Source organism: uncultured Ferrimonas sp. (genome assembly GCF_947489035.1).
In the GTDB taxonomy this organism is placed as follows: domain Bacteria; phylum Pseudomonadota; class Gammaproteobacteria; order Enterobacterales; family Shewanellaceae; genus Ferrimonas.
In genome coordinates this window covers 13,093-34,039 of sequence record NZ_CANLCI010000009.1, presented here as the reverse complement: position 1 = coordinate 34,039, position 20,947 = coordinate 13,093, and the positions used below count along the sequence as shown (strand labels likewise).

Annotated in this window: 20 protein-coding genes; 9 read left to right on the top strand and 11 right to left on the bottom strand. The window is 54.7% G+C overall.

Translation table 11 applies throughout. The features are described from left to right. Positions 1–162 precede the first annotated feature (162 nt). From hisIE to hisG, 8 genes are read right to left on the bottom strand one after another with little or no spacing between them, the layout of a single operon-like run. Positions 163–777 (bottom strand): bifunctional phosphoribosyl-AMP cyclohydrolase/phosphoribosyl-ATP diphosphatase HisIE, encoded by a 615-nt coding sequence (gene hisIE / locus Q0796_RS07505; protein WP_298441638.1) that lies wholly within the window; start codon positions 775–777, stop codon positions 163–165. Continuing rightward, complete coding sequence (gene hisF, locus Q0796_RS07500) at positions 774–1,547, bottom strand: imidazole glycerol phosphate synthase subunit HisF (protein ID WP_298441636.1); 774 nt, start codon at positions 1,545–1,547, stop codon at positions 774–776. The genes hisIE and hisF overlap by 4 nt, the downstream gene beginning before the upstream one ends. Next, complete coding sequence (hisA, locus tag Q0796_RS07495; protein WP_298441633.1) at positions 1,529–2,266, bottom strand: 1-(5-phosphoribosyl)-5-[(5-phosphoribosylamino)methylideneamino]imidazole-4-carboxamide isomerase; 738 nt, start codon at positions 2,264–2,266, stop codon at positions 1,529–1,531. Before hisA ends, hisF begins: the two co-directional genes overlap by 19 nt. Continuing rightward, on the bottom strand, positions 2,263–2,850 hold the full coding sequence (gene hisH, locus Q0796_RS07490; protein WP_298441632.1) for an imidazole glycerol phosphate synthase subunit HisH: 588 nt from the start codon (positions 2,848–2,850) through the stop codon (positions 2,263–2,265). The genes hisA and hisH overlap by 4 nt, the downstream gene beginning before the upstream one ends. After that, on the bottom strand, positions 2,850–3,917 hold the full coding sequence (gene hisB / locus Q0796_RS07485; RefSeq protein ID WP_298441630.1) for a bifunctional histidinol-phosphatase/imidazoleglycerol-phosphate dehydratase HisB: 1,068 nt from the start codon (positions 3,915–3,917) through the stop codon (positions 2,850–2,852). Before hisB ends, hisH begins: the two co-directional genes overlap by 1 nt. Next, positions 3,917–4,981, bottom strand: coding sequence for a histidinol-phosphate transaminase (hisC, locus tag Q0796_RS07480; protein WP_298441628.1), 1,065 nt, complete (start codon positions 4,979–4,981; stop codon positions 3,917–3,919). The genes hisB and hisC overlap by 1 nt, the downstream gene beginning before the upstream one ends. Then, positions 4,981–6,258 carry a histidinol dehydrogenase gene (gene hisD, locus Q0796_RS07475; RefSeq protein WP_298441626.1) on the bottom strand — a complete coding sequence of 426 codons (1,278 nt, stop codon included), beginning with the start codon at positions 6,256–6,258 and terminating at the stop codon, positions 4,981–4,983. Before hisD ends, hisC begins: the two co-directional genes overlap by 1 nt. A 3-nt stretch (positions 6,259–6,261) precedes the next feature. Then, a complete protein-coding gene (gene hisG, locus Q0796_RS07470; protein WP_298441625.1) occupies positions 6,262–7,158 on the bottom strand; it encodes an ATP phosphoribosyltransferase in 897 nt (298 codons plus the stop codon). Between the two features lie 309 nt (positions 7,159–7,467). Here hisG and Q0796_RS07465 point away from each other — a divergent pair, with 309 nt between their 5' ends. The 3 genes from Q0796_RS07465 to Q0796_RS07455 are packed head-to-tail and all read left to right on the top strand — an operon-like array spanning position 7,468 to position 10,386. Continuing rightward, positions 7,468–9,375 carry an ATP-dependent DNA helicase gene (locus tag Q0796_RS07465; protein ID WP_298441623.1) on the top strand — a complete coding sequence of 636 codons (1,908 nt, stop codon included), beginning with the start codon at positions 7,468–7,470 and terminating at the stop codon, positions 9,373–9,375. Next, complete coding sequence (gene tsaB / locus Q0796_RS07460) at positions 9,375–10,067, top strand: tRNA (adenosine(37)-N6)-threonylcarbamoyltransferase complex dimerization subunit type 1 TsaB (RefSeq protein WP_298441621.1); 693 nt, start codon at positions 9,375–9,377, stop codon at positions 10,065–10,067. Before Q0796_RS07465 ends, tsaB begins: the two co-directional genes overlap by 1 nt. 43 nt (positions 10,068–10,110) lie before the next feature. Then, the gene (locus Q0796_RS07455) at positions 10,111–10,386 is read left to right on the top strand and encodes a hypothetical protein (RefSeq protein ID WP_298441619.1); all 276 of its coding nucleotides are present in this window, start codon (positions 10,111–10,113) and stop codon (positions 10,384–10,386) included. A 239-nt stretch (positions 10,387–10,625) separates the two neighbouring features. On the opposite strand, the gene Q0796_RS07450 is transcribed toward Q0796_RS07455, so the two are convergent. Beyond that, on the bottom strand, positions 10,626–11,507 hold the full coding sequence (locus Q0796_RS07450; RefSeq protein WP_298441617.1) for a LysR family transcriptional regulator: 882 nt from the start codon (positions 11,505–11,507) through the stop codon (positions 10,626–10,628). A 187-nt stretch (positions 11,508–11,694) separates the two neighbouring features. Between Q0796_RS07450 and Q0796_RS07445 the strand changes: the two genes are divergently transcribed. Next, positions 11,695–12,888, top strand: coding sequence for an MFS transporter (locus tag Q0796_RS07445; RefSeq protein WP_298441615.1), 1,194 nt, complete (start codon positions 11,695–11,697; stop codon positions 12,886–12,888). Between the two features lie 115 nt (positions 12,889–13,003). Here the strand turns inward: Q0796_RS07445 and Q0796_RS07440 are convergent, their stop codons facing one another. Together Q0796_RS07440 and Q0796_RS07435 are read right to left on the bottom strand one after the other, a co-directional pair. Further along, complete coding sequence (locus Q0796_RS07440; protein WP_298441614.1) at positions 13,004–13,720, bottom strand: DUF5677 domain-containing protein; 717 nt, start codon at positions 13,718–13,720, stop codon at positions 13,004–13,006. A gap of 76 nt (positions 13,721–13,796) precedes the next feature. Continuing rightward, positions 13,797–14,492: a hypothetical protein gene (locus Q0796_RS07435; protein ID WP_298441612.1), complete on the bottom strand. Its 696-nt coding sequence runs from the start codon at positions 14,490–14,492 to the stop codon at positions 13,797–13,799. 625 nt (positions 14,493–15,117) lie between these two features. Here Q0796_RS07435 and Q0796_RS07430 point away from each other — a divergent pair. The 5 genes from Q0796_RS07430 to rnd all read left to right on the top strand — a co-directional run bounded on the left by Q0796_RS07430 (position 15,118) and on the right by rnd (position 20,806). Further along, complete coding sequence (locus tag Q0796_RS07430; protein WP_298441610.1) at positions 15,118–15,873, top strand: MBL fold metallo-hydrolase; 756 nt, start codon at positions 15,118–15,120, stop codon at positions 15,871–15,873. Positions 15,874–16,106: 233 nt separating this feature from the next. Then, positions 16,107–16,916, top strand: a complete 810-nt coding sequence (locus Q0796_RS07425; protein ID WP_298441778.1) for a methyltransferase — start codon at positions 16,107–16,109, stop codon at positions 16,914–16,916. A 135-nt stretch (positions 16,917–17,051) separates the two neighbouring features. Next, on the top strand, positions 17,052–17,924 hold the full coding sequence (locus Q0796_RS07420; RefSeq protein ID WP_298441608.1) for an alpha/beta hydrolase: 873 nt from the start codon (positions 17,052–17,054) through the stop codon (positions 17,922–17,924). Positions 17,925–18,011: 87 nt separating this feature from the next. Then, positions 18,012–19,688, top strand: a complete 1,677-nt coding sequence (gene fadD / locus Q0796_RS07415; protein WP_298441607.1) for a long-chain-fatty-acid--CoA ligase FadD — start codon at positions 18,012–18,014, stop codon at positions 19,686–19,688. Continuing rightward, entirely contained in the window at positions 19,688–20,806 is a 1,119-nt protein-coding gene (gene rnd / locus Q0796_RS07410) for a ribonuclease D (RefSeq protein WP_298441605.1), read from the top strand. The genes fadD and rnd overlap by 1 nt, the downstream gene beginning before the upstream one ends. The last annotated feature ends 141 nt before the right edge of the window (positions 20,807–20,947 follow it).

Here is a 20,947-nt window from a genome sequence, read left to right as displayed (position 1 = left end):
GATGCCTAAGGATCTGCCAGTTAAGGTGGGTGTCTAGTTAAGAGAAGAGCTAGGCAGAGAAAATTAAGATGGCTGTCCTGTTAAAAGGGGTGATCGAAAAAGCAGCGCTTTTGGGCGCTGCTTTGATTGTGAGTGGCTAGATAAACTCGGTGAGTTAATCGCTTACTTTGCCCGCTGCAATAACACCTGCATCACTTCATCTAACCCCACTTGCTGTTGCTCCAGCAAAACCGACAGGTGATAGAGCAGATCGGCGGCTTCGTCCTTTAAGTTTTCGGTGTCGTTGGTGGCGGCGGCTAAGGCCACTTCAACGCCTTCTTCCCCCACTTTTTGCGCCACGCGGCGGGGGGGGCCTTGCAGCAGTTGGGCGGTGTAGCTGCTGGCGGGATCGCTGTCGCGGCGGCTGGCGATCACCTGCGCCAGTTTGCCCAGTAAGGGCTGATTGTCGCGATCCGCAAAGCAGCTGTTGCTGCCTAAGTGGCAGGTTGGGCCTTGGGGTAACACTTGCAGCAACAGGCTGTCGTTGTCGCAATCGGTGCCAAGGGTAACCAGCTTGAGGACGTTGCCGGACTCTTCGCCCTTGGTCCACAACCGCTGTTTCGAGCGGCTATAAAACGTCACTAAGCCGCTGTCGAGGGTTCGCTGCAAGGCATCGGGATTCATGTAGCCTTGCATCAACACTTGGCCGGTTAAGTGGTGCTGCACAATCGCGGGCACCATGTTATCGACTTTGTCCCAATCAATGGTGGGGCGGATCAGTGTTGGGGTGTTGTTCATAGCCGGATCTCCACCTGCTGTTGTTGTAGATACTGTTTTAGCGTTGGGATCGCGATGATGTTTTTGTGAAACACCGAGGCCGCGAGGGCGCCGTCCACCTGAGCTTGTTGAAACACTTCGGCAAAGTGTTCCATGGTGCCCGCGCCGCCAGAGGCGATAAGTGGCACCGAGCAAGCCTGTCGCACCAGCTGCAATTGGGCGATATCGTAGCCGCCTCGCACGCCATCTTGGTTCATGGTGTTCAGCACAATTTCGCCCGCGCCACGGCGCTGCACTTCTTCAACCCAATCCAGCGTATGCCAGCCCGCTTCTTGGGTTGAGGCTTCGCTGCCGGTGTACTGTTTTACTCGGTAGTGGCCGCTGTTGGCGTCAAACCATGAATCGATCCCCACCACCACGCACTGGCGACCAAAGCGATCGTTAAGGCGGTTGATCAGATCCGGCTCGGCCAAGGCGGGGCTGTTGACTGAAATTTTATCGGCACCGTCGGCCAGCAAAGCGGCCGCATCGGCCACGGTTTTAATGCCGCCGGCCACGCAAAAGGGGATATCTAACTGTTCCGCCACCCGCGCCACCCAACTTTTATCAACGGTGCGGGCATCGACGCTGGCGGTGATGTCGTAGAACACCAACTCATCGGCGCCTTGTTCGGCGTAGCGGGCGGCCAGTGGCACAATGTCGCCAACAACTTTGTGGTTTTTAAACTGCACCCCTTTAACCACTTTGCCCGCGCGCACATCCAAACAGGGGATCAGCCGTTTTGCCAGCATTGCAGCGCCTCCTCAATGGTGAATTTTTTCGCCAGTAACGCTTTGCCGATGATCACGCCTTTAACCCCAACCCGTTTCAGTTTGGGCAGATCGTCTAAGGCGTGAATGCCGCCAGAGGCTTGCCAGTGCAACATGGGAAACTGTTTGCGGAGGCGGTAATACAGATCGAAATTGGGGCCGAACATCATCCCATCGCGATCAACATCGGTACACAACACGTGTTGCAGCCCTGCGCTTAATAGCGGCTCTACCGCATCCACCATCCGTTTGCCGCTGCCTTGCTGCCAGCCATTGGTGAGCACTTCGGGATTGCCGTCGCTATCGAGCAGCACATCTAACGCCACCGTGATGCGTTCGCTGCCGTAGCGTTCAATCCAGCCCGCCACCAATTGGGGCTGCTGCACCGCTAACGATCCCAACACCACTCGGCTTACCCCTAAGTCGAGCAGGGTTTGCAGCTCTTGTTCGGTGCGAATGCCACCGCCCACTTGAATGGGCGCATCCAATGCGTTAACGATGCGGCCGATCAACGCCAACTGGCGGGCATTGGGATCCTTAGCGCCATCCAAATCCACCAAGTGCAGGTGTTCACTGCCGGCGTTTTGGTAACGGGTTAATTGTTCGATGGGATCTTCAGCGAAATTGGTGACCTTATCGAAGTTGCCTTTTTGCAGGCGCACCACTTGGCCATTAATCAGATCGATAGCGGGAATGATCACAGGGTTAGCTCCAAAAAGTTTTGCAAAATCCGTGCGCCAACGGCGCTGCTGCGTTCGGGGTGAAATTGCACCCCCATCAAATTGTCGCGGCCAATCGCGGCACTAAACCGCTGGCCATACTCGCTTTGGGCGAGGGTAAACTCACCCACCTCAACCCCGTAGCTGTGAACGAAATAGACATAATCGCCGTTGTTGATGCCCGCAAACAGCGGGTGATCGGTCACGGTCAGTTGGTTCCAGCCCATGTGCGGCAACGGTTGATTGTTGCTGTGTAACCGTGTGCTTTGCACCGGCAGCAGGCCCGGTAGGGCGGTGTTGCCTTCTTGGGAATATTCGCCCAGCAACTGCATCCCTAAACAGATCCCCAACAGTGGCTGCTCTATTTGTGGCAGCAGCTCAAGCAAGCCGCGCTGACGCAGCTTGTCCATCGCCGCTGGGGCTGAACCTACGCCGGGTAAGATCAACCGATCGGCGCTTAAGATGGTGGCGGCGTCGTCGCTGATAACCGCGTCGCAACCTAAGCGTTTAAGGGCAAACTGCACCGAGGCAAAGTTGGCGCAGCCGGTATCGATGATCACCGTCATTACAGCACTCCTTTGGACGAGGGCAGTTCGTCACCCTGTTTGCTGATCGCCTGGCGCAGGGCACGGCCCAGCACCTTAAACAGCGCCTCTACTTTGTGGTGTTCGTTGCTGCCATTCACCGACAAGTGCAGGGTGCAGGCTAAGCCATCGGCCAACGAGCGGAAGAAGTGCGGCACCATTTCGGTGCTCAAGCCGCCAACCGCATCCCGTTCAAACTGCGCTTCAAAGCGCAGGTAAGCGCGGCCAGACAGATCCAACAAACACTGGGCTTGGGCTTCATCCATCGGCAGGGCAAAGCCAAAGCGGCCGATGCCGCGCTTATCGCCTAAGGCTTGGCGCAGTGCTTGCCCCAGCGCCAAGGCGGTGTCTTCGACACTGTGGTGATCGTCGATGTGATAGTCACCCTCAACAGATACTTCCATGGCAAAGCCGCCGTGGGTGGCGATCTGTTCGAGCATGTGGTCAAAAAAGCCGATGCCGGTGTTGATGCGATTGGGGCCGCTTTGATCCAGATTGACCTTAATCTCGATGTCGGTCTCTTTGGTGGTGCGGCGCACACAGGCGTTACGATCGCCGCCGGTAAGCTGGGCCACGATAGTCAGCCAGTTGTTGGCGTTAGGATCGTACTTAATCGGGGTGATGCCCATCGACAGTGCCAGTTGCAGATCGGTGTCGCGATCGCCAATTACCGCGGAGCGTTCAAAATCCACCAACCCTTCGGTGAGGTAACGCTGCACCAAGCCCAGTTTGGGCTTGCGACAACTGCAGTTGTCTTCCGTAAAGTGTGGGCAGATCAGCACCTCGTCAAAGCGAATGCCTTGGCTTTGAAACAGCGCCATCATCGCGTTGTGGGGGGCATCAAAATCGGTTTGCGGGAAGCTGTCGGTGCCCAGCCCATCTTGGTTCGACACCATCACCAAGCGATAACCGGCGTTCTGCAACTGCTGCAGAGCGGGGATCACCATCGGTTCAAATTTGAGCTTATCGAGCCGGTCTAGCTGTTTGTCTACCGGCGGCTCTTCGACCAAGGTGCCGTCGCGATCGATAAAGAGAATGGCTTGGCGCATCACAGGCGCTCCTTTTGTAATTGCAGCTGCTGGCGCAGGGCGCTGAGCAGCGTCTCCATTTGGGTGTCGGTGCCGATGCTGACGCGTAACCAGCCTAGCAAATTGGCACTGCGGTAGCGACGGATCAACAGGCCGCTGTCGGCCAAGGCCGATTGCACTTGTTCGCTGTTAACACACTGAAACAGCACAAAGTTTGCTTGGCTGTCGATCACCTTATCGATCCCTTCAAGGGAACGAATGGCGGCGGTAAATTTGGCTTTTTGTTTATTCAGCTGCGCCACTTGTTGCGCCATCAGCGCAAGCCCATCGGGGCTGGTGGCCTCACAGGCCAGTTGCGCCACCGGCGCAGGCACCGGATAGGGCGCAATCACCTTTTCCAGCATGGCGATGATGTCGCGGTTGGCCAGCACAAAACCGCAACGGGCCCCTGCCAGTGCAAAGGCTTTAGACAGGGTTCGCAGCACCACTAAGTTGGGGGTGGTGTCGATCAAGTTTGCAACCGAACGCTCTGGGGCAAACTCGATGTAAGCCTCGTCCACCACCAGCAGGGTTTGCGGTAGCTGCGCGGCCAATGCCGCCAGTTGTGCGGGGTTCACGCAGCTGCCGCTGGGATTATTGGGGTTACACACAAACAGCAATTTGCTGTTGCCGCACTGCGCCGCCAGATCCGCTGGCAGTTGGTACTGTGACGCCCAAGGAAGCGAGTTGCAGGCCACCGCATTGGTGGCGGCGCTGATGGCGTACATGCCGTAGCTTGGGGTTAAGCAGCTGATGCTGTCTTGGCCGGGGCGGCAAAAGGTGCGGATCAACAGATCGATGCCTTCATCGGCACCGCGGCTGATCAACACTTGCTGCGGCGTTAGTTGGGCGTAATCGGCGTATTGTTGGCGCAGCTGCGATGGCTGGCAATCGGGGTAGCGGTTGGCACCGGCAACGCCGCTGTTGTTCCACGGCGATTCGTTGGCATTCAGCAGCAGATCGCCGCCCAGTTGTTCCCGTCGTGCCGAGGCATAAGGCACCAGTGCGACAATTTCTGGCCGTGCCAGCGTGGTTGCAAGGCTCATTATTGTTCCTCCAAACGCACGGTAATGGCGTTGGCGTGGCCATCTAACCCTTCGGCGTTCGCTAGGGCAGTAACGGTGGCGGCCAGATCGTTCAGCCCCGCTTGGCTGAGCTGCTGCACGGTAAAGCGGCGCTGAAAATCCGCCAACGTCAGGCTTGATACGGTGCGCGACGCGCCGTAAGTGGGCAGCACGTGGTTGGTGCCACTGGCGTAGTCGCCGACGGATTCTGGGCTCCACGGCCCTAAAAATACCGAGCCCGCCGCCCGAATTTGGCCAAGCAATTGGCGCGGCGCTTGGGTTTGAATGATTAGGTGCTCGGGGCCATAGGCGTTGCTGATGGCAACGGCTTCGGTCAGCGACGGGGCGATGATCACGCGGCTTTGCTTTAAGGCGGCGGCGGCGATGTTGGCGCGGGAAAGTTGCGGCAACTGTTGCTGCAGGGCATCAAGCACTTTATCGGCCAAGCTGGGGCTGTCGGTTACCAGCAACGCTTGGCTGTCGTCGCCGTGCTCTGCTTGGCTTAACAGATCGGCGGCGATAAAGCGCGGGTTGGCGCCGCTATCGGCCAGCACCAATACCTCGGATGGGCCCGCAGGCATGTCGATGGCCACCCCTTGCTGAGCAACTTGTTGCTTGGCTTCGGTAACAAAGCGGCTGCCGGGGCCAAAAATCTTATCCACCTTGGGCACGGTTTCGGTGCCAAAGGCCAACGCGGCAATGGCTTGGGCACCGCCAATGGTGAAGATCTGGCTAACGCCGCATCGGCTGGCGGCATAGGCCATGGCCGGATTCAGCGGCGGTGGCGTTACCAATATCCGTTGCTGGCAGTTGGCCAATTGCGCCGGTTTGGCCAGCATCATCACCGTGCTGATCAGCGGCGCGCTGCCGCCGGGCACATACAGGCCAACCCGTTCTATCGCTTCGCTGTGCAGCTCGCAATCGATCCCAGTTTGCACGGTAACCGCCAGTGGCGGCTGTTGCTGGGCACGGTGAAACGTATCGATGTTGGCCAGCGCGGTATCGATCGCTTGTTTCAGTTCGGGCTCAAGCTGGTTGCCCAGCTGCGCGATTTGCGCTGGAGTAAATTGCCACTGCGATGGCAGCCCGCCATCAAAGCGGTCACTCAGCTCGGCCAAAGCCGCATCACCATCGCGTTGCACCTGGGTGATGATCGCCGCAACAGCGTCACTGAGCTTACGATCGGTGATGCACTGGGCGCGGGCTAACGCCTGTTGCTGCTGTGGTGGGCTCAGTTCGGCCCAAATTAACCGTTGCATCATCTACCCCAACATCTTCTCAATTGGCAGCACTAGGATAGAGCTGGCGCCAAGGGCTTTAAGCTGTTCCATGGTGTCCCAAAACAGGGTTTCGCTGCTAACGGCGTGCAGCGCCACGCGCTCGTTGTCTTCGGCCAGCGGTAAAATGGTGGGGTGCTCTGCGCCGGGCAGCAGATCGATAATTTGCTGCAACTGCGCCTTCGGGGCGTGCAGCATAATGTATTTGCTCTCTTTGGCTTGGATCACGCCGTTGGTGCGCACCAGCAGCTTATCCACCAAGGCTTGTTGTTCCTCGCTTAGCGGGCGTGGCCCTTGGATCAAGGTGGCTTTGGATTCAAAGATCACCTCTACCTCTTTCAAGCCGTTGGCTTCTAAGGTGGCGCCAGTGCTTACCAAGTCGCAGATGGCGTCGGCCAAGCCTGCGCGGGGGGCCACTTCCACCGAGCCTTTGAGCATGCAGCTGGCAAACGCCACCCCTTGCTCCGTTAGGTAGCGCCGCAGCAGGTTAGGGTAAGAGGTGGCGATGCGGCTTTGCTGCAGATCTTGCGGGCCGTTGTAATCAAACTCTTCTGGCACCGCCAACGACAAGCGACAGCCACCGAAATCCATCCGCCGCAGTACGCTGTACTGGGTGGCTTGGTCTAGGGCTTGGCGCTCTAGCCGTTCCTCTTCCAGCACGTTTTCACCGATAAAGCCCAAGTCCACCACGCCGTCCATCACCAAACCGGGAATGTCGTCGTCGCGCACGCGCAGAATGTCGATAGGCAGATTTTCAACGGGGCTGATCAGCCGATTGTCACGAAAGTTCAGTTTCAAGCCACAGCGTTTCAGTAGGGCTTCGGTCTCTTTGGAAAGGCGACCAGATTTTTGCATTGCGATACGTAATCGATTGTTTTGCATGTTTTTTTGTCTCTAAAAAGAAAAATCCCTTGGCACTGGCCAAGGGATTTTTGCTCGATTGAGACTGTCTCCGCTGGCGGTGCCGTAATAGCAGCCACCAGCGAAACGCCAACGGCTACCGCATGTGATGGTGATGGTGATGTAGCGCGATAGTGAAGTTCATGGCGTGTCCAAAAATTGGGTTTGCGGTCGTTGACCGTTAAGTTGTTATTAACGCTATTACAGCCCCGTATGCTTTGCAACCGCCATTTCAAACCTTTTTTAGCGGCCTTATGACATAATGCGTTTTGGTGATTTGTTAGGTGTGAAATGAGCAGGTTAGAAAAAGAGGTGGCGCTGGCGCTGTCCCCAGAAGGCATGTTGGCGAAAGGGATCCGTGGCTTTCGACCACGGCAGGTACAGCAGCAATTAGCGACCCAAATTTGCGCCACCATCGACACCAAATCAACCCTGCTGGCCGAAGCGGGCACCGGCATTGGTAAAACCTTTGCTTACCTGTTGCCCGCGCTGCTGAGCGGCAAAAAAACGGTGATCAGCACCGGCAGTAAAAACCTGCAAGATCAGCTCTATTTCAAAGACGTTCCCGCCATTTTGTCCCTAATTGAGCGCCCGCCGCTGGTGGCGTTACTGAAAGGACGCAGCAACTACCTGTGCCATTACCACTTAAATCGTCGCCTTGGCGATCTGCCGGACGATCCGCAGTTGGTGGATCATCTGATGCGGTTGCGCGCGTGGGCCAGCGGCAGCGAAAGCGGCGACTTTGCTGAAGTCACCTCGGTGCCGGAAGGCTCATTGGCGTTTGCGATGGCGGGGTCGACCCACGATAACTGCTTGGGCAAACGCTGCAGCGAATACGACCGCTGTTGCTTACGCAAAGCCCGCGACAAAGCCCAAGAGGCGGATTTAGTGGTGATCAACCATCACCTGTTCTTTGCCGACATGGCACTAAAAGAGGGTGGTTTTGGCGAGATCCTGCCCGATTTTGATCTGTTTGTGTTTGATGAAGCGCACCAGCTGCCAGACATCGCCTTAAACCATTTCGCCGATGCGGTTAGCTCGCGGGCGCTGGCCGACATTAGCCGAGAACTGGACAAAGCCTACCGTGGCCGACTGGGGGATTGCCGCCAATTGCAAAGCGCAGGGCAGCGTTTGCAAGCCGCCAGTGCCGATCTGTACGAGCAAGTGGTTGAGCAGGGCAGCGATTGGCGCCAATTGATGCAGCAACCGGCGGTGAATCAAGCGTTACTGCGAGTGACGGAAGCTCTCACCTTTTGCCACAACATTGTGCTGCCACAGCTGGGGCGCGACGAGATGCTGGACAAAGTGTTTGAACGGTTGCCGCAGCTGCAATCGCGGTTGCAGCGGTTCATCAACCCCGGCAACGAAGCCCTAACGGTCGAGTGTCATCGACACCACTTTGTCTTACGCAGTTGCCCGTTATCGGTGGCGCAGCAGTGCCGTGATTTTTATCTGCGTTACGGTGGCAGTTGGGTGTTTACCAGCGCCACCTTGACCGTGGGCGGCGCCTTTGGTCACTTTGCCAAACAGATGGGGCTGGATGGCGCTAACACGCTGGTGTTGGATAGCCCCTTCGATTACCCCAAGCAGGCACTGCTGTGCGTGCCAAGGGATCTGCCCGAACCTGGCCGAGTTGAAGTGGCGGGGCAGTTGGCCAACATCGCCAAGCAACTGATCGAAGCCGCCGAAGGGCGCACTTTTTTGCTGTTCACCAGTTACCGCATGATGCACGACGTAGGGCTGATCTTGTCGCGCCAAGTACAGCAACCCTTGCTGGTACAGGGGCAGGGTTCAAAACGCGCCATGTTGACCAAATTTCAGCAGCTGGGGAACGCCGTTTTATTAGGCACCAACAGCTTCTGGGAAGGGGTAGATGTTAGAGGCCAAGCGTTGTGCTGTGTTATGATCGACAAACTTCCTTTTGCTTCGCCGGATGATCCGCTCATTAGGGCCAGATCTGATGAAACGATGCGCCGTGGTGGCGATCCGTTTCATGAAGTATTACTGCCCCAAGCGGTGATTGCGTTGAAGCAGGGTGTCGGCCGTTTGATCCGCGGTGAACAAGACCAAGGCGTAATGGTGATCTGCGATCCCCGCCTCGTTCATCGCCCCTACGGCAAGCTGTTTTTAACCAGCTTGCCGCCCATGCACCGCACCCGAGACTTGGCTAACGCCGTTGCACGATTAAGAGAGCTTTAATGTCTGACACCATCCTGATCCTCGATACCGCCACCGAGAATTGTTCCGCCGCCCTGCATCATCAAGGCACCGTTTACGCCGATTGTGCTGAAGCCCCACGGGAACACAGCCAGCGCATTTTGCCGATGGTAGAAAGCCTGCTGTCCCAAGCTGGGATCGCCTTAGCCGATGCCGACGTTATCGCCTTTGGCCGTGGCCCCGGCAGCTTTACCGGCATTCGCATTGGTACCGCGATGGTACAAGGCTTGGCGATGGGGGCAGAGCTGCCGGTGATCCCGCTGTCTAACTTAGCCGCGATGGCGCAAGGCGCGATTGACGCTGGCGCTACCGACGTCGTGGCCGCCATTGATGCCCGCATGGGCGAGGTGTACTTTGGCCACTACCGCGCCGAAAACGGCTTAGCGGTACTGCAAGGGGAAGAAGTGGTGATTAAACCCGACGCCCTGCAGCCGCAGCTGGACGCCATCAGCGTTGCCACCACCGCCGTTGGCACCGGTTTTGAAACCTACCCGCAGTTGGCCAGCAACGAACGGATCAGCATCAACAGCGAGTGCCGTTTACCCAGCGCAGCGATGATGATGCCACTTGCTAAAGCGGGGCTGCGTAACAACAGCGCCATCAACGTAGAAGCGGTTGAACCGGTATACCTGCGTAACGAAGTGGCGTGGAAGAAGTTGCCAGGGCGCGAATAAGCCCTAGGCATTGCGATAGGCAGAAGCAGAGACAGGACGCACCATGATCAATCCCATTGGGTTAGGCGGCTTACCCGCCAATCCCCTTGCCAAATCTGGCACGGCACCCAAAACCGAATTGACCACCACCGCCACCAAAGTGGCGGAAACCTTGGTGCAACCTGCTGACGCTCAAGATTGGCACAGCTGGCAACAGCAACGTGCCAATCTGGTGCAAGATAAGCCCAACAGCATCGGCATCAACGCCTATCAAACCATCGCCAACCAACCGCTGCGGGAACAGCTGCAGCAGCTGGTTGGGGTGGATCTGTTTGTGTAGCTGCTGGGCGATCACAACACCGTTTTGACTTAACCTACCAACCTGCAACCACCCTGTCCCCAGCCCCATCTGCTCCTATCCTTTTCAGTCAGACAGCCCGTTTAAGTGCCCGCTGAAGCGCCCGCCGGATGACAAGCTACGAAAATGCTATCGTGGCAACGCCAAGCAACACCACAAATCGCAGTACTGGACTGTAAGCCAGCCCCACAGTGCCGCTAAAAACGCTAAAACAGAGAGAATTACAGCGTTAATCGTGGCTGGATAAAGTCGATAAAAGCAGAGATCCGTTTCGCGACCGATGACGATTTATAGAACACCGCGTTGATCTGCTCGCGGCTGTTGTCAGCGCGTTTTTCTGCACTGAGCAGCGGCACCAGCTGGCCGTTGTCGATGTCTTGATTAACCATAAAGCCCGACAAACACGCGATGCCGTTGCCCGCTAACGCCAGCTGGCGCACGGTTTCGCCGTTGCTGGCGCTAAAGCAGGGGGCTAGGGGCTCAAAGCCCTTTAGCGGCCATTGGTTTAATAACTTGGGGCCAGCGAAGCCGATGGTGTCGTGGCCAGACAGATCGCTTACCTGCTTGGGCACGCCGCGACGGGACAGATAATCCGGTGATGCGACAATGTGCAGCACGCTTTTGCCCAGTGGCCGCGCGTGCAGGGTGGAATCCGTTAACTGGCCGATGCGAATGGCTAAGTCGGTGCGCTGTTCCAGCAGATCGACAAAACCCTCGTTCGAGCTCAGCTCCAATTGGATATCGGGGTAGGCTTGGTTAAAGGCTTGCACCAGTGGCACTAGCTGATGGAAGACAAAGGGGCTGGCAGCGTCCACTCGCAAGCGGCCTTTGGGCAGCTCGCCACGAGCGATAATCTCTTCCTCCGCTTGTTGGATCTGCCCCAAGCCCGCTCTGATTGATTCAACAAACTGCCGGCCTTCGTCGGTTAGCTCAATCCGCCGCGTGGTGCGGTTTAATATGGATACCCCAAGCTGTTTCTCTACCTTGCTGACGGCGCGAGAAACCCGCGCCACCTGCACATCTAGCGCCTGCGCCGCCGCCGAAAAGCCACCGCTGTCGACCACGGTCAGCAACATCTCTAAATCATCGGAACGGGATAGCATCGGTGCTGCTCCAGCGGATCTTGCCGCGAATTGGGACGGATTAATTACCTGCATTTATAACAAAGGTTATTTGTTAAAGGCACTGTTTTTCGCAATTAAGTCAGTGGGCATACTGCACCGCGAAACGTGAGGCCGCCCCAGTGACCACGGCGCGACCTCGCTCCCCTATGACTTGGAGAGAAACCCCATGCCTTTAGCACTCCTTGCATTGACGCTTAGCGCCTTTGCTATTGGAACCACCGAATTTGTCATTGTTGGCCTGATCCCAACCATGGCCACCGATCTGAACGTATCGCTGCCATCCGCCGGACTGCTGGTTAGCCTGTACGCCCTTGGGGTTGCCATTGGTGCGCCCGTATTAACCGCACTCACCAGCAAATGGAACCGCAAGCACGTACTGCTGTCGGTGATGGCACTGTTTGTGGCCGGAAACTTACTGGCGTGGCAAGCGCCGGGGTACAATACCCTGATTGTCGCCCGTATCCTTACTGGCCTTGCCCACGGGGTGTTCTTCTCTATCGGTTCGACCATCGCCACTGGCTTGGTCGCCAAAGAAAAAGCAGCCAGTGCCATCGCCATTATGTTTACCGGCTTAACCGTGGCCTTGGTAACCGGTGTGCCGCTGGGCACCTACATCGGCCAATCCTTTGGCTGGCAAGCCACCTTTTTAACCGTGGCAGTGCTTGGTTTAATCGCCCTGATCGGCAGCGCGGTGTTGGTGCCAAGCAACTTAAAGCAGCCACCGGCCGCCAAGTTATCTTCGCAACTTAACGTGCTTACCCAGCCGCGCTTGCTGCTGGTATACGCCATCACCGCTCTGGGTTACGGCGGCACCTTTACCGCCTTCACCTTCTTGGCACCGATCCTCGAACAGGTTTCTGGCTTTGGCTCCAGCGCCATCAGCTTGATCATGTTGGTGTATGGCGTATCTGTGGCCATCGGCAACATCTGGGGCGGCAAAATGGCCGACAGCATGGGGCCAATCAAGGCACTGACCCTGATCTTCTCTGGTCTGGCGATGATCTTGGTTATCTTCAATTTTACCGCGACCAACCCGATCACCGCAGTCGCCACCATCCTGATCTGGGGCGCCTTCGCCTTTGGTAACGTACCAGGGTTGCAGGTGTACGTTGTCAAACTGGCAGAGCGTTACACCCCAGATGCGGTAGACGTTGCTTCTGGCCTTAACATCGCCGCCTTCAACGTCGGCATCGCTTTAGGTTCGTGGGGCGGCGGCGTAATCGTGGCCGAAGCCGGACTGATGCACACCCCGTGGGTCGGCGCAGTGATCGTACTGCTGGCATTGGCGTTAACCCGCCTCAGTGGCCGCTTAGACAATAACGCCGCCCAGCCAAGGGTTGTTGGCCAACAGCCAGCGTAAAGGCGCAAACGACAAAGAGAGAAACTGAAAAAGGCCAATGTGAACCATTGGCCTTTTTGCGTATTAGGGGAGGGTGGTTAAAGGTGGGTGTTTATTTAATTCTTTTAGATGTAAATTATAGTGCAGCTAAAAGTTGCTCTTTTTTACTGACATAGATATCTAATTGCTGACCTTCCATTATATTAGCAACCAATATTCCTGCGGTAATTAAGTGATTGGTCATGTTAACTATATAGAAGTAATAGTGTTCTTCGTTACATTTATCATTGATTGAAATGTCCACAAGACCAGTCGTTGAGTCAATGCTAAAGTGGCGAGAGAATATTGCATTCAAGCTGCAGTGAGACTCTGCACTTAGCGTCGGATACAACCCTTTATATTCAGTCTCCATACTCGCACGGCTAAACTTATCTTTCACAGAGTAGCAAAGTTTGTATTCATTACTTTTTTTCAGTTTTTTAATTTCATCAGAAATAATTATAAGTTCTCCATCAGCACATTTGGAAAATGAAGACAAATATAAATTGTTTTCTTTCGCTGCCTTTAACAATCGCTGTTTTTGTATATAGCTATCATAATCTAATTGGTATACGTAAAGAAAATTCAAATTGAGGTTTCTTAGATCTACATAGTTTTCTATAAATGAGCGATAAATTGATAGTGAACCCGTATAATTTTGACTCTCCATGAGCGTGTGGAATGAATCTGATAGCTCTATCAATGTACAGTAAATGCCCATACTATAGGCTGCTAATTTACTCTTAGAATTAAACTGAAACAAAACCGCTTTTTCAGTCGAAAACTCGATTGTTTCTTTTAATATATCTCGCATGACCAACCTTTAAACTTAACGACCAATTAAGATGGTGAACCACTCTTAAATTGTTTGTTAACAGTATACTTTCACCTTACTTCTCAATAATTAAATGAATATCTATAGAGGAGCTTAGTAAAGACTTTTTTCGTCGATACTCATTTATAGCATGACTGCTATTGATTTTATCTTTTGGAGGAACTGGAATCTCAGGCAATTTTTCAATTAGATGTTCGCACTCTTTAGCAATTAAGTGGCGGTCCCCTAAGTCGCATATATTATCCATTAGCTTTGACAGTTCAGCTTGAACATCATCAATTTTTTCAACAATATCTGAAGCAAGCATAGCGCCTTTGGCACCGCTTTTTATTCTTTCTAGCTGATTAATAACTTTATGAACAGAACCTATTATTCCAGTCCTTGCTTCTACTCTAATTACGTCATGGTGTTTTGCTTTGGTTTGATACAGAGACTCCGAAATGATTGCATCTGACAACCACTTCGCATCCGAATACAGCAATTGAAGACCTTCTCTGAAGTCTTTGTATGAGCTAATGCCTTGTAGCAGAAGCATTAACGTACCAATTACCGTGACTCGCGCTTTAATCGACCCTTCTTCAAACTCAATATTGATATCAAGTCCATCAGATAAGAAGAATTCTGTACGACTAAGCGCAAAAGCTCTTAGGTTTTCTTTGAACGCTTCAAGCTGTTCTTCAGTTTCAATTCCCGTTGGCTCCACGTGAATATAAGCCTGACTCAGTATGTTTTTATTTATGTAATCAGCCACAAAAATTCCTAAATACTGCTAACAGTTCATTATGATGCCGCCGTCACTAGTACTACAGTGACAATTGGTACCGTTATTGTGATGTTACTGTTTGGTAATAATTAAATCTCTCAACTTAATCAGTAGCTTACCTCTGAATATCGCTCAATCCAAGCTCTGATAAGGCAGAAAAAGAAGACAGAGATCCTATTACTGCAGAACAACCGGTGGCGTGTGTATACATTCAACTATTGATTGCCGAATTTACGGCTTGAGCGTTATTCACGTAAAGCCACCAAATCTTAATCCCTGTATTAAGGCCAAAAGAGCAACGCCGCTTTTTTGCTTTAGCGCCGCATTGGCGGTGTCCAGCGTCGTGTTTTGGGTACTGATCTAAGGCAAAGGGATTGCAACGGGCAGCGAACTCATTCACTACCAGCTGCTGTGCCGTCGCCACCGCGACATAACCCCCTTTAAGCAACGCCACAGCAAAACGCGCAAGCAATACAACGCACCCCAAGCAACACCAACAGCTAACTCCCAACACTAAACTCCCAATAATCAGCAAGCCCAAACCTCATTGTCATTACCGCCCATTTCATGCAGGTTAGATTTAAACGTCCGTTTAACAGTGATCCGTGCCGTTATGCAGTTGCACACCCTTCAAGGTTACATTCAGTCGATCTATCTGGTGGAGTATCCCCACGGCTTGCTGCTGTTGGATGGTTGCTGCCGCGCCGATGTGGGCACGGTGCTGCGCTATATTCGCGATCAACTGCAGCGGCCAATCACCGATTTGAAGCTGGTGGTGGTCACGCACATGCACCCAGATCACGCCGGTGGTGCCTACGATTTACGCCGGATCAGCGGCTGCCAAATTGCCACTGGGGTAGCGGATAAGCCGTGGTATCAAGGGGCCAGTGGCTGGCTGATGCACTTGACCGACGTGGCTTTAGGCATGTGGATGGCGCATCGCTTGGGGCAACCGTTAAAAAACCTGTGGTATCGGCGCAGCTTGCAGCCGGATAGGCTGCTGAGTGACGGTGAAGCCTTGCCGGGGTTTGAACAGTGGCAGGTGGTGGCAACCCACGGCCACACCAATGGCGATATCTCGCTGTGGCATCGGCCTAGCCATCGGCTTTATGTGGCGGATCTGATCGTTAAGGTGCGCGACAACTTTGTTACCCCGTGGCCGCTGTTCCACCCCAACCGTTACCGCCAATCGGTAAACAAGGTGCGCGATATGCAGCCGGATTATCTGTTGCTGGCCCACGGCGGCGAGATCAAAACACACCCCAGCCATCCCTGTTATCAAGTTCATACCCCAGCCATCCCACGCACCCATTGGCGCGCCGCCAAAGAACGATTGCAGGCGATGCTGAATCGCAGCGTGCGCCCATAGGGCTGCGGCCCAGCGGATTGCGTGATACGCCGTGCTGCACGCTGAAGTGGTGGCCGTAACGGCCCCGCGCCTTAACCCCTTCAGCTTGCCCTTGTGAAAATGGCAGCGGCACTGCCAAGCTGCTGTTACGCCTGTTAACAACTCTGTTGCTGGGGCGACTGTGCAGTGGGTTAACAGTTTGTTAATGTCGTCGCGTTAATCGGATTGATAATCAAGGAGAGGATCCCATGGCATTGAAAAAATTTGGCCTAGTCGCCGCAATGGTGGCAGCCACCTTTGCCATTCCCGCACAGGCTGTTGCGGCGGATGCAAGCTCGCTAGAGCAACTGGTGCAGGGCGAGCATCGCAGCGCCAAACACATTGCCCGTAACGAGTACCGCCACCCACAGCAAACTCTAGAGCTGTTTGGCATTCACCCCGATATGACGGTGATCGAGCTGTGGCCCGGTGGCGGCTGGTATACCGAGATCCTAGCGCCGTACCTGCGTGACAATGGCCAGTTTATCGCCGCCAGTTTTGATACCAGTGGCGATCCAGCGTCCTACCGCGTAAAAGCCGGTAAACGCTTTGAAGCCAAACTGGCGGCGCAGCCAGCGCTGTACGACGCCACCAAGGTGATCGCCTTTAATCCGCCAGAGCTGCTGTCGCTGGGGGGCGAAAACACCGCCGATATGGTGCTGACCTTCCGTAACCTGCACAATTGGGCCATGTCGGATTCGTTAGAAGGGGTGTTCAGTGCCGCGTATGACGTGCTTAGCCCCGGCGGCGTGTTTGGGGTGGTTGAGCATCGCGGCTTTGCGGGCATTGATCCGAGAAGCGGTTACATGGATCAAGGCGAGGTGATCGCACTGGCGGAAAAAGTGGGTTTTCGCTTAGCGATGACCAGCGAAATTAACGCCAACGACAAAGACATTAAAGACTACCCCAAAGGGGTGTGGACCTTGCCACCGGTGCTGCGAATGAAAGAGGTGGATCGCGCCAAATACTTGGCCATTGGCGAGTCGGATCGAATGACCCTGAAGTTCTACAAGCCGGAAATTTAACCCACTTCTGCTGCGACGCTAACCGGTGTCGCAGCAAATTTCTTCATCAGCAGATCAATTGTTTGCGACCATTGGTATTAATCAGCCAACCGGATACAATCGGGTTCATTTTTGTGAACTGGATCGGGAAAGCAAATGACGGCTATGGCACCCTTCGATGCGCCTCGACAGCGGCAGTTTCAGTTAGATGGCGTATCTTTGGCGGCACAGCATTGGGGCGACGATAACGCACCGATGATTGTGGCCGTGCATGGCTGGCTGGATAACAGCGAAAGCTTTGCCCCACTGGCGCCACTGTTGTGTGCGGCAGGCTATCAAGTGCTGGCATTGGATTGGACCGGCCACGGCCATTCTGGCCACCGTGGCAGCGCCGCCAGTTACTCATTTCTGGATTACCTCTACGAGTTACACCAAGTGATGCTGCAACTGCCTACGCCACCATTGTGTTTAATGGGGCATTCGATGGGCGGGATCTTAGCGGGGCTCTATTTGGGCACCTACCCGCAGCAGTGTCAGAGTCTGGTGGTGATTGAAGCGCTGGGGCCATTAACCCAAACGCCAGAAAACACCGCCAAGCAATTGCGTAACGGCATTGAAAGCCGGTTGCGGGCAGGCACCCCTAGTACCGATCTGGATCTGGCGAAATTGGTGAAAGCGCGTAAGCAGCTGACCGATCTACCCGAAGCGTTGTTGCAGCCGTTGTTGGTGCGTAACTTGCGCCAGCAGGATGGCCGCTGGCAGTGGCGCAGCGATCCCCGCTTACGGTTGCGATCGTTACTGATGATGGCCGAACCCCAAGCGCGCAGCATGACCGAAGCGATAACGGCCCCCAGCTTAATCCTGTTAGCGCAACAGGGCTTCTCTACACTGAGAGAGGCTTGGGATGTGCGCGCCCCGTGGTTTAAACAGGGGCAGTTACAAACGGTGCCCGGCGGCCACCATTGCCACATGACCGATCCGCAGCCTAGCGCGGATACAATAATTTCTTTTCTTGCCGGCGTGCAGTAAGCGCGAAGGCAGGGGCAAAACTTTGTTTTGCAACCAAATTACACAGTACCAACACGTGCAGTACTGTTCCAAAGTAAGGAGAACAGCGTGGAAAAGCCTTGGCTTGGCAGCTACCCCGAGGGCGTACCTGCCCAGATCAACCCAGACGAGTACGGCAATCTGCTGGAGCTGTTTGATACCAGCTTTCGCGATTACGCCGATCAAGTGGCGTTCATCAACATGGGGGCGGTATTAACCTACCGCCGCGTGGAAGAACAAAGCCGCGCCTTTGCTGCTTATCTGCAAGACGAATTAAAACTGAAGCAGGGCGATCGAGTGGCGTTAATGATGCCAAACCTGTTGCAGTACCCCATCGCCTTGATGGGCATTTTGCGCGCTGGCATGGTGGCGGTAAACGTTAACCCGTTGTACACCCCACGGGAATTGAAGCATCAGCTGTGTGATTCCGGTGCGGTGGCGATCATCGCCGTAACCAACTTTGGTTCCAGCCTGCAGCAAGTGGTGGCAGAAACCGACGTTAAGCACGTGATCCTCACCAAAATTGGCGATCAGCTGTCTGGCCCTAAGCGCACCTTGGTGAACTTTGTGGTGAAGTACGTGAAGAAGATGGTGCCGAAATACCATCTGCCAAACGCCGTTTCCATGCGCCGCGCCTTAGCCAAAGGCAAACACCTGCAATACATTAAGCCCAACATTGCTGGCACCGATGTGGCCTTTTTGCAGTACACCGGTGGCACCACCGGCGTGGCCAAAGGCGCGATGCTGACCCATCGCAGCGTGGTGGCCAACATGCTGCAAGCGGATGCGTTCTTTGGCACCTTGCTGGATGAAGGCAAAGAGCTGGTGGTAACGCCGCTGCCGCTGTATCACGTGTTTGCCAATACCGTGAACCTGCTGCTGTTTATGAAAAAGGGCGCGCAAAACCTGCTGATCACCAACCCCCGTGATCTGGATGGTTTTATCGACGAACTGAAGCAATACCCGTTCACCGCCTTAACCGGAGTGAACACGCTGTTTAATGCAATGATCAACCACCCCGAGTTCAACAAAGTGGATTTCTCTCACTTCAAGTTGACCGTGGGTGGCGGCATGGCAGTACAGCGTGCGGTGGCCGAAAAGTGGCAACAGATCACCGGCGTGCCGTTGATCGAAGGTTACGGCCTAACGGAGTGTTCGCCGGTTGTGGCGGCAGGGTGTTACACCCAAACCGAATACAACGGCGCCATTGGCTTGCCATTACCAAGCACCGACGTGCGTTTGGTGAATGAAGCGGGCGAAGTGGTGGATGGCCTTGAAGAGGTGGGCGAGCTGCAAGTGAAAGGCCCGCAGGTGATGCAGGGCTACTGGCAACGGCCAGAAGAGAGCGCCAAAACCTTCAGCGACGGTTGGCTGTGCACCGGCGACATCGCCCGCATGGACAGCAATGGCTACTTCTATATTGTTGATCGCCTAAAAGACATGATCTTGGTGTCGGGCTTTAACGTCTACCCCAATGAAGTGGAAGACGCCATCGCCTTAAACCCGAAGGTGCTGGAAGTGGCCGCCGTTGGCGTGCCCCACGAAGTCTCCGGCGAACTGGTTAAGGTGTTTGTGGTTGCGAAAGATCCAACCCTAACCGAAAAAGAGCTGATCGCCCATTGCCGTAAACATTTGACTGGCTACAAAGTGCCTAAGTTGGTGGAGTTCCGCGAGGAACTGCCAAAAACCAATGTGGGTAAAATCTTGCGTCGGGTGCTGCGCGACGAAGTAAAAGGTAACGCTTAATGACACAACTGCAATGGCAGTGGATTGATAACGACGCTGATCTGGCGACTGTCTGTAATGAGAGTCGCCAAGGGGATTACGTCGCCTTGGACACGGAATTTGTTCGCACCCGCACCTACCACGCCAAATTGGGGTTGGTGCAGCTTTATAACGGCAAAACCCTCGCCTTGATCGATCCTCTGGCGATAACGGACATGACCCCGCTGTGGCAGTTGCTGGCGGATGAATCGGTGGTAAAGGTGCTGCACAGCGCCAGCGAAGATCTGGAGATCTTTGCCCAGCGCGGTGGGGTAGTGCCTAAGCCGTTGTTCGACAGCCAAGTGTGTGGCGTGTTGCTGAACCTTGGCCCCGCCATGGGCTACGGCAAGCTGATCCAGCACTACTTAGACATCGAACTGGATAAAGGCGAATCGCGCACCGATTGGTTGCGTCGGCCGTTATCCGCTGCTCAGCTGAACTACGCGGCCGCCGATGTGCTGTATCTGTACCAGATCTACCCAACCATGCTGAAGGCCATCACCGAGATGAACCGATTGGAGTGGTTGTGGCAAGAGGGCGAACGCGCTTGTCGTGGTCGCTTAGAGCCGGATCAGCCAGAAAAGGCTTACCTGAAAGTTAAGAACGCGTGGCAGTTGAAACCGGTGCAGCTGGCGGTATTGAAATCGTTGGCCGCGTGGCGTTTGGAAGTGGCTCAGCGCAAAGATCTGGCCTTGAGCTTTGTGGTGAAAGACGCCGTGCTGCTGAACCTTGCCAAGCGTGCGCCACGATCGCTGTCGTACCTTGAACAGCTTGAAGGTTTGGATGTACGCACGTTCCAGCGGTACGGCAAATCAATGCTGGGCGCGATTGCCCGCGCTGATGTCAGCAACCCGCCAGACAACATTGACCCAACGGGCTTGGATCCTGAGTTTCGCGAAGCGGTGGCCGAAGTGCGGGAACGGGTGCTGAAACTGGCGCAAGAGCATCAAGTTCAACCGGAATTTATGGCGTCTAAGAAGCTGGTGAGCCAATACGTTAACTACATCTGGCAAGACAAATTCGGCAAAGAGCCGGATCTGTTGCAAGGATGGCGCGGTGATATCTGCGCCGAACCGTTAGCAAAACTAGCGCTTCGTTAGAGCAAAAACACAAAAACAAAGAGAAGCGTCGGCTTCTCTTTTTTTATGCCAAATTTTCCACCTCTGTAATTCAGTTACAGCGGCATCACCATCGGCGCGAAGCCCGCAAACGGGGTTGCAATTTTGTGTCCTCGGTCACAC